Genomic DNA, 9224 nt, shown 5'->3' with positions numbered 1-9224 from the left:
AGCTCTTGCCGTAAACCTAGTGCAAAGAATTGTTAACCGCTGGCCACTTTGCCTCGGTCCCATAAGCCCGATCCCTCCAGTTTTGACCTCAAAAGCGGAGACCCGCAGCAGCGACTGGCCTGCAGTCCCCGCCGATGTGGCTGCGGAAAATCGGCAGAGGGGCTTGAAAAGCAGCACGGTTCCCATCCGAGTCCCCCGTGCTGATGAGGTTGGAGGCTTAGCTGGCTGTGGAACGAGCGCGAACTAGCAGTCCATCCGCCGGCGAGGGGCTGCGGATGACCCTGAGCGTCAGGTCCTGATCCGCCTCCAGCGCCAAGGTCACCTGTTTGAGCAGCCCCACCGCCAGCAGCCGGATCTCCAGCTCCGCAAGCGCCTTGCCCAGGCACACCCGCTCACCGCCTCCATACGGCAGCAAGGTAACCGTGGTGTCACCGTCCAAATGTCGCAGCGGCCGGAAGATTGCCAGATCCTCCGTATCGGCCCCATGGCGCTGGCTGGCGGCGATGCTCACCTGCACCACCCGATCGGCTGGCACCAGTACACCCGCTAAGGCAATGGGCTCCAGGGTGCGGCGGAAGAAACCACCCACCGGCGGGGTCAGCCGCATCACCTCCTTCACGACCGCATCGAGCCGCGGGGCCCGCATGGCGTCGGTGACGCTCCCCTCCTCCCCCTCCTCAGGCGGCCACGGCAAGACGTCGAGTTCCTCCATTAGCCAGTCCAGCTCGGCTGGGTGTTGCAGCAGGGTCAGAAGCAGACAGCTCAGGGCGGAGGCGGTGGTTTCGTAGCCGGCAAACAGCAGCAGCAGAAGCTGCTCCGCCACGTCGTCGTCGCCCAAGGGGAGACCGGCTTCATCCAGGCCACCGGCTAGCAGATCAAGGCCGCCGGCGGCGATGGGTGCTCCAGATGCCATGGCGGACTGCGCCTTCTTGAGCACAGCGCCTAGGCGCTTGAGCAGACGTTGGCGGGCTTGGCGGGCACGGGCGTAGGGGCTGCCGGGCAACGCCAGGGGAAGTGAGAAGAGACCCTGGCACCAGGTTTCAAAATCCACGAACAGGGCTTCGCGATCGATGGGGTCAAGCCCCAGCACCGTGCTCGCAATCACGCTGAAGGCAAAACGCCGCAGCTTTGGCACCAGGGCCACCGGCGCGTCTGAAGCGAGCAGCTCCTGGCTGAGCTCGTTGATCAGCGCCACGATCGTCGGGCTATAGCGCTTGAGGGCAGCAGAGGCGAACAGCTGGCCCACCACCCGGCGGCGGGCTTTGTGGTCGGCGCCGTTGCGGTTCGCCAACGACAGAGTCCCCAGCAGCTCTCGGACACTGTCGGGCCACCAGCCCTGAACCGCATCGCCCTGGGCGAACAGGTCGCCGATCGCCTGACCGCCGCGAATGAATACGGTCCGTTGCCCCAGCAGGCTGGTTTCGTACACATCGCCGTAGCGCTCGAAGCGGGAGCGGGCGAAATCAGGATCGCGAAAGAAGGCAAGGGTCTCGAGCACTCCGCTCAGCGCTGGTGTGCTCGGCAGGGGCTGGAGGGTGGCGGGATCGAGGGGCACCAACGTCAGCTGGAATAGCGCCAAGGATGTCGGATCACAGCCGGCACCGCGCCGCCACAGACACGCAGCGGTTCAGAACAACAGGCTGCTCAGAAGAGGAAGGCGATGCAGAGGCTCACTAGAGCCAGCCCTAGCACGGCCCAAACCTAAAGCAATCCTTAAGGCCCGCAGTCATTCCGGCCTGGTCTCGGTGCAATCCTTCACGGCCACGGAGGCCCGGCTCACGAAAGCCATCACTGCAGCGTGAGCCAGCATGCCTCTGCTGACGATGCGGCTTGGGCTGATCCGCGCCTGACAATGGCGCTCAGCTGATCGAAGGACAGGGTTCGAGGTCCAGATTGTTCACCCATATCGCGGCGACATGCCGATCGACCAGCGCCAATCGGCCTAGGACTAAGTGGAGATCAAAAGCTGAAAGTTCGCCGTCGGTGCTCCATTTCAGACAAGTGATAGGCATACAGCAGCCTGCGCTGATCGATCTGTTGGTGACTGGGCGGCCCGGAAGCATCAGGCCGCTAATGGCGGAGTTGGGAAGACCGTTAGACAGTCCTCCACCACAAGGCTGTGCTCGGCCTGGTTGTCGACCCTGAACCGTCCCCAGGTCGCCATCGGGTCGGAGCTGAGCGCTTCCGTCGGCAATACAAGGCGTTGGCCGCCGTAGGTGAGCCCCACACAGGTGAGGCTGGCGTCGTCGCCCAGCAGGCTCCAGAGCACGGAGATCAAGGTGCGGTCGTAAGGCGCAGAACTCAGCTCCTCAGGACAATCGACGATCGAGCCCGGCTTCAAGGTGAGGTGCAGGCCACGCTCCCAGCTCAGGAAGGTGCCGTCGTGGGTGGGGTAAAACCAGCAGGTGGCATTGCTCAGCTCGCTTAGCGCCACGCGATCGAGGCACCGCAGGCAGGTTGGGTCCTCCGTATCGCCCTGGTACACACCGAGCCAGTGGTGCCGGGGTTCGATCCGAACCACCAGGGCGGCGCAGAGCAACTGAGTGCCATCACTGCTGCGGCGTTGCTCCCCTGTAAGACGACCATCGACGGGAAGCAGCCCCAGATCGGGATGCTCAGAGCCCCGGTTGAAGATCCGCAGAGCGAAACCAGTGGAGGGCCCTGCAGCCTGCGCTTGCTGCAGAACCTCATGAGAAGTGGTGGCGTCAGGCAGCTGTAGTGCCGGGGCCACCACAAAGATCAGCGGTGGGTTCATGGCGATAGCCGTGAGTCAGGGCAGTAGCTGGGGTGCCAATCCAACAAACGTGGCAGGGAGGCAGCAAAAGCCAAGGATGCTTGCATCAATTTCCCCCTAGCGATTCGAGCCCTGTTGATCGAGGGAGGTGAGTCCAGAGGAAGAAGGCAAAAGCAACACGCCCGCTCATCCGCGGGCGTTGGAGTTGACGGTCGCCGGGATGGCGCGCAGCTCGCCAGCGTTCAGTGAGGAGAAAGCAGGTTCAAAGTCATTGGTCGCGCTGAGGTCGTCGAGCACGACCGGCACGATGCCGGCATCGAAGGAGAAGCGACCGGGGCCGTTGAACAGCAGGGCGAGGCTGCCGCCGAGATAGAGGACCACCAGCTCAAGCACATAGATGTTGAACCCGGCAGTGGAGATGTGCTGATAGGCCGCCACCGTCATCGTGCCGCTGAGGGCCAAGGCACCCACGGGCGTGAGCAGGCCAAGGATCACAAGCCAGCTGCCGATCAGCTCCGAGAAGCCGGCGGCGTACGCGAAGAACAGCGGGAAGGGCAGGTGCAGCGAGGCCACATAGGTGTTGGCGAACTGCTGGGGATCGGCGAGCTTCTCTTGGCCGTGGTGAATCATCAGCCCGCCGATGCTCAGGCGCAGCAGCAGCAGACCGACGGAAGCCAGCAAACCTGGGCGCTGCAGGTAGGCGCGGACGGCAGGCGCCACTGCCGCGAGCCCAGCCAGAGGTGCAGACCTAGAGGCAGGAATGTCAATCGCGACGAACCTGTTCATCGAGATGAACCAAAGGGCGACACAGGCGGCCATGAAGCCGCCGAACAGTTCGAGCAGGGTGAACGTGGACACGGGGTGGGGGGTCGTTTTCAAAAATCATGGCAAGCTTCATTAAGGAACGTGAAGCGCCGCAGACATCCATCCCAGCCCTGTCATGGCGGAGCTTCCGGGCGGCGACTCGGTGCCCCAGGCCTCACGGAGGCTCCGCCAGGCCGCCAGGATGTAACTAGTTCGTTACAAACCGATGACCACTGGCGAGCTGTTCCTTGAGAGCCTGAGCTCCGGGGTGATCACCCAATCTGAGATCGACTGGCTGCTGAGCCAGCAAGATCACTTCGCCAGGACTGAGCAGGCCGCGATGCAGCGGCTGGGCCGCCTGCTCGATCAAGGGGAGATCCAGCTGGGCTGCCGGGTCGCACCGCATCCACATCTGCAGCTCCAGGTGCTGAACGAGTGGACCGAGCCGCTCGGGCCAAGGCGCCGATCCTCCCTGGCCCTTTCTGCCTGACGACAAGTCGACAGGAGGGGTATTTCCAGTTGTTCCGACTGGATCGCCCGCCCATCAGCGCTGAAAGCCAAACGGCTCAATTGTGCGGCTAGCCGCCAGAATTGAAGCTCGCACCGGCCCTTTTTAGTTCAAGACTATTTGCAGCGTGGATATATAAATTGTTCTTGAAATAGGAAGATGAAGCATAAACACTCGGACCACATCTCTGTGAGTGGCAAGACAGCAGGCATGAAACAGCCCATCCCTTTGCAACTGTCTCGCAGCCTGCTGGATGCCGCTGGAATATCAGTTTCGTTGCATAATCTTGAGAGAATACCTGCCAAAAATAAACTTCTAATTGTCAGCAACCATCGCAGCCTGCTGGATGCTCCACTGCTGATGACGGCGATCGGCCGCCCTGTGCGATTCGCCTGTCACTATTACATGAGTCAAGTGCCGCTACTGCAGCAGGCAATTGCCTTGATGGGCGCCTTTCCGCTCGAGGCAGATCAGAGAAGGCAGGCATCGTTCTTCCGGCAGTCGGCCAGGTTTCTGCAAGCCAATCAGGTGGTGGGCGTGTTTCCTGAGGGTGCAGATCCGATGGTGAAGGTCAACGCCCCTCGGCAGCTCAGCCCGTTCTACAGGGGTTTTGCCCATTTAGCCCTGAGGGTGCCGGTGGATGGCCTAGCGATCCTGCCGATTGCCATTGCTTCAAGGGAGGAAAAACGGGGAAAGCTTGCTCCGCTTGCCTTGTTTCGGCGCTTTGATCCATCGGAAGCACTGTTTCAACGCGATGGCTGGCATTCTGCAATCCTCTATCGGCATGTTGATGTTCTCTTTGGCCATCCTCTGCTGATCGATGAGAGTTGGAGGTCTCGGTATCGAGGTAGCGGCGGAGCTGCTGCAGCGCGAGAGCTCACTCAAGCCTGTTGGAGCCAGATCGCTGAATTGTTGGCCCGCTGATGCTTATTAGTACTCCTTGATCATGATCGCCACCACAAAGTCTTTGCGGCTCCTTGCTTGTACACCTGTAACGGCATCACGACCGCTGTTTGTCTTTTTGCCGGGCATGGATGGCAGTGGTGCGCTGCTGCAACCACAGGTTGCTGGACTCAGCACTGGCTTTGACATTCGCTGCTTGTCTATTCCTCCAGACGACCTCAGAGGATGGGAAGAATTGACCGAGCATGTCGCCGCACTGATCCAGATGGAGCAGCAACGGGATCCTGGGCGAAAGACCACAGTTTGTGGTGAATCGTTTGGTGGTTGTTTGGCCTTGAGATTGATCACACGCTTTCCGAAGCTGTGTGACCAACTGATTCTGGTCAATCCCGCCACCTCAGCGCAGCGTCAACCCTGGATCGGTGCCTGCAGCTCTTTGACTCAGCTGCTGCCCACGCCGATTTACCAGCTCTCCACCTTCAGTCTGTGCAATCTGCTGATTGCATCCCATCGGGTCAGCATGCCCAGGCGGCATCAGCTGCTGGCCGCCATGCAGGCTGTGAGGCCTCAAAGCGCTGCCTGGAGATTGGCATTGCTTAAACAGTTCCGCCTGGAGGATCTGCCCCTGGATCGCGTGCCTCAGCCTGTTTTAATCCTGGCCTCAGAAGCGGATCGACTGCTGCCTTCTCAACGCGAAGCGAAGCGATTGGCACGCTTTCTTCCAAACACCACAATCGTTCAGCTTCCGAATAGTGGGCATGCCTGCCTTTTGGAGAATCAACTCAATTTGTCTGCCATCCTCAAGTCGCAGGATCTGTTTTCTGATCTGCCGGCGTCCACGTTGCCAATAAGCGCGCCAGCCCAGGCGGCTGCAGCCCTCTGGTAGCCCGGTCGCGTGGGTGAAGCCTGCGACACAGGAATTGGAATCATGCGGGAAACCGGCCGCGCCTGGCGTTACCACTGCTTAACGTTTCGAAACATTGCATCAAGGCCATGCTGGATTGTGACCTCAGTCGCCAGTTCGTTGTTGAGACCCAGGCAAGAGCCATCGATGCCTGCAACGACGTGGACGAACTCAGGCGCATCGCCAAAACGTTGCTGACGGCTTGGTGGGGTTACCCCGATTCAGTGGACAGGTGTCAGGGCTCCACGGGTGTGAGTGTACGGGTGTTGATGAGCTGCTGCTCGTAGTCGATCGGGCTGAGGTAGCCAATCGTTGAGTGACGACGCTCGCGGTTGTAGTAACCGTCGATCCAGAAGGCCATTTGCCTGATCAGTTGCTGGGGGCTGTTCAGGATCTCGGCATCGTCATCGAGGCCCAGTTCGTGTTTGAGGGTGGAGAAGAAGCTCTCCACCACGGCGTTGTCCCAGCAGCAGCCCTTGGCAGACATGCTGCAGCTGATCTTGTGGTTGTCCAGCAGTTGCCGGTACGCCGTTGCCCGGTATTGGCTCCCCTGATCGGTGTGGATCAGGAGCCGGTCGGGTTCTATCTGGCGGTGTCCCAGGGCCCGGTTGAGGGCTTCCAGCACCAACGTGGCCTCCATGGTGGCGCCCATGGCCCAGCCGACCACGCGGCGGCTATACAAGTCGATCCAGACCGCCAGGTACCGCCAGCCCGCTGTGGTGCGGATGTAGGTGATGTCACCGGCCCAGCAGCGGTTGGGTGCTGCTGGGCTGAACTCCTGCTGCAGCAGGTTCTCGGCTACACCACTGGCCCGGTTGCCTGGGTTCCGGCAAGGCCTGAACCCCCGTCTGGTCTTGGCCTTGAGCGCTGAACAGCGCATGAGCCGGGCAATGCGGTGGCGGCCCGCCTTGAGGCCAGCGGCTCTGAGCTCCTGATGGACGCGTGGTGCGCCGTAGAAGCCTCGGTGCCTTTCAAACACCGTCTGCACCTGGGCCGTGATGGCTGCGCTCTCCTGGGCCCGTGGGCCAGGGTTCTGCTGCCGCTGCCGCCAGGCGTAGAAGCCGCTGCGGGCCACGCCCAGCTGCTTGCACAGCCAGGCCACAGAAAAACGGTCTGACAGCCGGCTGATCAGCCGAAACCTCTCGGCGGCAGCTGCTCCTTGGCAAAGTGCGCTGCCGCCAGCCTGAAAAAATCCTTCTCCCTCCTGAGCTCTCGGTTTTCCTTGCGCAGCCGGGCCAGTTCTGCCCTTTCCTCGCTGGTGAGCTGACCCTGTTCAGGCGGGCCAAAGTCACCCCGGTCAATGCGGGCCTGCCTCACCCACTTGGCCAGGCTGCTGTTGGGCAGTCCCAGCCGCTGGGCCACAGCGGTGCAGCTGAGGCCCTCACTGAGGCAGAGCTCTACGGCCTCCTGCCTTTGCTGCGCCGTGAACCGGCGCCTTGTCTTGGTCGGGTTGGTCATCGATGGACAGTCTGAGGGTCATGGCGTGACTCCTATCGACCTGTCCACGAAACCAGGGCAACCCCATGGCATCTGCAGACCGACATGACGCGGCACTTTGGCGCCCAAGCTCTGGGCATCAGTCCGCCATCGACATAAGCCTGTCCACCCTGGCGGTGGGTTGGCTCAACGTCGTGGGCCAATTCGACGCCGTAAGCGCTTCCCTACTGCGGCGTGTCAGTCGTGTAGCGGTGATCAACTGCCTGGAAGTGCCTTGGCGGTTGATCCGGCAGGGGCTACTGCCGATCTGAGTGCCGTTGATGTCAGGCCCCGGCACAATCTCACCGGCGTTTGCGGAAGCTCCCGCCGCCTTAATTCGCCGACTGCTGGTGATCTGCCCCATCACCATGGGGCTCTGCCCATTTCTGCAGCTCAAACCGCGGCTGCGGGGCTGACTTGGTCAGACCCACGAACGGGTGCTGCAGCGCCTGATGGATCTATTGATCACTGCGGTGGCGATGCAGGTTCTGGTGAACGGACCAGAGGCTGCTTCCCGATCCTGGCCCGAGAGGGGCTGGGAAGGGCAGAGAATGAGCCTGGCCAGTCCTGATTGCTCCCCAACGCCATGCCAGCTGATGTGGTGATCGGGGGTACAACGCTGCGATTGGCAAGGCGAAGCGATGTCGCCGTTGCCCTGCGTGTGGCAGCCCATTTCCAGCGCCGCATCGCTGAGGACGACTGGCGCCCCTATCAGAGCAGAAAGGATGCGGTACGGGCCTGGACCCGGCTGGGCGGCATCCGCCTTCAGGTGATGGAAGCGCTGAGCCTGTTGAACGAATCCTGAAGCTCTGCTGCGCCCACAGCACAAGGGCATTACGGGCACGCAGGGCAGGTCGGCTGAGAGCCAGGGTCTGCTGGTTCCTGAGCTCACCAGATGCCTGGCAGCAGCCTGGCGCTGCGCTGCTGCCAGGCGCTGAATTCCGGGTATTTCGCTGCCATCTGCTTCTCCTTCTCGCCGATGCGCTGCAGGTAGATCAGCAGCACCAGAGCCGGCACCAGGTAGGCCCAGATGTTGCCGGCCACCACCGCGAAGCTCAGGTAGCGCAGCAGATCGCCCAGGTAGTTCACATGGCGCACGCGCCGCCAGATGCCATCGCTCACCAGGCCAGCCCCCATCGCCTTGGCGGTGGTTTTCTGCGCATCGGCGCTGGCGTTGATCAGGCTGCCGAAGCTGAATAGCACCAGTGCCAGGGCCACGGTGGCCTGGGATATCGGCACGGGATTGAGAAAGGCCAGCAGCCCCGGCAGGCTGTAGAGCACGCCGATGAACAGCAGGGCGAAGCCAAAGCTCACCACCCCTACGCGCTCACTGAAAAGTTGGCGGGCCCGCTCGGGAAACAGCCACTGCTCCAGCAGCCACCAGAGGCAGTAGCTGATGTGCAGGCTGAGGTAGAGCACCTGGCGCATGTCTTGCACCCCGATCACTGCCGCCAGCACCAGCAGCAGCACGATCGTGAGCGCCTTTGTGGTGTTGATCGCCGTGAGTTGGCTCCAGCCCATCAACACACCATTAATGGCGTAACCATACCGGCGCTGCCAGCTTGGTCAGGGCCTCCGTGGTTGTGCCGGCAACGCCATCCTCAGCGGCTGGCACCAGCTGCATCACCGGCTCCAGCGCCGGGGCGACTTAAACCGCTATGGATAGCGATCAGGCTTGTGCGGACCGACTTCGCTGTATGGCGACAAACGCAGCGCCACCGCCCGCCAGGAGTAGCCCACCGCCGATGGCCAGAAACAGCAGGGTTTGGAGCAGCAGCAGGAAGATTCCGAGCGCCGAACCAGCCACGATTTGAATTCTGGCCTTGATCAGCAGGGTGAGCAGCAACAGCACGGTGCCTTTAAGAGCCAATACCTGGGCTGTAGTGAACAGGCAG

General features: G+C 61.8%; 13 protein-coding genes. 6 read left to right on the top strand and 7 right to left on the bottom strand.

All coding sequences use genetic code 11. From position 1 onward, the window contains the following. Positions 1-217: 217 nt before the first annotated feature. From KBZ15_RS12390 to KBZ15_RS12380, 3 genes are all read right to left on the bottom strand, one after another. Positions 218-1507 (bottom strand): cytochrome P450, encoded by a 1290-nt coding sequence (locus KBZ15_RS12390; protein WP_255015507.1) that lies wholly within the window; start codon positions 1505-1507, stop codon positions 218-220. Between the two features lie 555 nt (positions 1508-2062). Beyond that, positions 2063-2755: a hypothetical protein gene (locus tag KBZ15_RS12385; RefSeq protein WP_255015504.1), complete on the bottom strand. Its 693-nt coding sequence runs from the start codon at positions 2753-2755 to the stop codon at positions 2063-2065. A gap of 165 nt (positions 2756-2920) precedes the next feature. Next, positions 2921-3592, bottom strand: coding sequence for a DoxX family protein (locus tag KBZ15_RS12380; protein ID WP_255015503.1), 672 nt, complete (start codon positions 3590-3592; stop codon positions 2921-2923). A 172-nt stretch (positions 3593-3764) separates the two neighbouring features. Between KBZ15_RS12380 and KBZ15_RS12375 the strand changes: the two genes are divergently transcribed. The 3 genes from KBZ15_RS12375 to KBZ15_RS12365 all read left to right on the top strand — a co-directional run bounded on the left by KBZ15_RS12375 (position 3765) and on the right by KBZ15_RS12365 (position 5835). Further along, positions 3765-4028 carry a hypothetical protein gene (locus KBZ15_RS12375; RefSeq protein ID WP_255015502.1) on the top strand — a complete coding sequence of 88 codons (264 nt, stop codon included), beginning with the start codon at positions 3765-3767 and terminating at the stop codon, positions 4026-4028. Positions 4029-4205: 177 nt separating this feature from the next. Then, positions 4206-4970: a lysophospholipid acyltransferase family protein gene (locus tag KBZ15_RS12370; protein ID WP_255015501.1), complete on the top strand. Its 765-nt coding sequence runs from the start codon at positions 4206-4208 to the stop codon at positions 4968-4970. A 22-nt stretch (positions 4971-4992) separates the two neighbouring features. Beyond that, entirely contained in the window at positions 4993-5835 is an 843-nt protein-coding gene (locus KBZ15_RS12365) for an alpha/beta fold hydrolase (protein ID WP_255015500.1), read from the top strand. Positions 5836-6088: 253 nt separating this feature from the next. Here the strand turns inward: KBZ15_RS12365 and KBZ15_RS12360 are convergent, their stop codons facing one another. Further along, on the bottom strand, positions 6089-6973 hold the full coding sequence (locus KBZ15_RS12360; RefSeq protein ID WP_255015506.1) for an IS3 family transposase: 885 nt from the start codon (positions 6971-6973) through the stop codon (positions 6089-6091). A gap of 8 nt (positions 6974-6981) precedes the next feature. Beyond that, positions 6982-7311: a transposase gene (locus KBZ15_RS12355; RefSeq protein ID WP_255015499.1), complete on the bottom strand. Its 330-nt coding sequence runs from the start codon at positions 7309-7311 to the stop codon at positions 6982-6984. A 65-nt stretch (positions 7312-7376) separates the two neighbouring features. Here KBZ15_RS12355 and KBZ15_RS12350 point away from each other — a divergent pair, with 65 nt between their 5' ends. The 3 genes from KBZ15_RS12350 to KBZ15_RS12340 all read left to right on the top strand — a co-directional run bounded on the left by KBZ15_RS12350 (position 7377) and on the right by KBZ15_RS12340 (position 8134). Continuing rightward, the gene (locus tag KBZ15_RS12350; protein WP_255015498.1) at positions 7377-7601 is read left to right on the top strand and encodes a hypothetical protein; all 225 of its coding nucleotides are present in this window, start codon (positions 7377-7379) and stop codon (positions 7599-7601) included. 9 nt (positions 7602-7610) lie between these two features. Further along, complete coding sequence (locus tag KBZ15_RS12345; RefSeq protein ID WP_255015497.1) at positions 7611-7745, top strand: hypothetical protein; 135 nt, start codon at positions 7611-7613, stop codon at positions 7743-7745. A 170-nt stretch (positions 7746-7915) separates the two neighbouring features. Then, positions 7916-8134: a hypothetical protein gene (locus tag KBZ15_RS12340; protein WP_255015496.1), complete on the top strand. Its 219-nt coding sequence runs from the start codon at positions 7916-7918 to the stop codon at positions 8132-8134. Positions 8135-8217: 83 nt separating this feature from the next. On the opposite strand, the gene KBZ15_RS12335 is transcribed toward KBZ15_RS12340, so the two are convergent. Both KBZ15_RS12335 and KBZ15_RS12330 read right to left on the bottom strand, forming a co-directional pair. Beyond that, positions 8218-8850, bottom strand: a complete 633-nt coding sequence (locus KBZ15_RS12335; RefSeq protein WP_255015495.1) for an isoprenylcysteine carboxylmethyltransferase family protein — start codon at positions 8848-8850, stop codon at positions 8218-8220. Positions 8851-8998: 148 nt separating this feature from the next. Beyond that, positions 8999-9224: hypothetical protein (locus tag KBZ15_RS12330; protein ID WP_315859885.1), on the bottom strand; the 226-nt coding region annotated here is incomplete at its 5' end.

This window comes from Cyanobium sp. BA20m-p-22 (assembly GCF_024346275.1).
Lineage (GTDB): Bacteria > Cyanobacteriota > Cyanobacteriia > PCC-6307 > Cyanobiaceae > Cyanobium_A.
The sequence above is the reverse complement of the archived record's forward strand: the minus strand, read 5'-3'. Positions and strand labels throughout refer to the sequence as shown.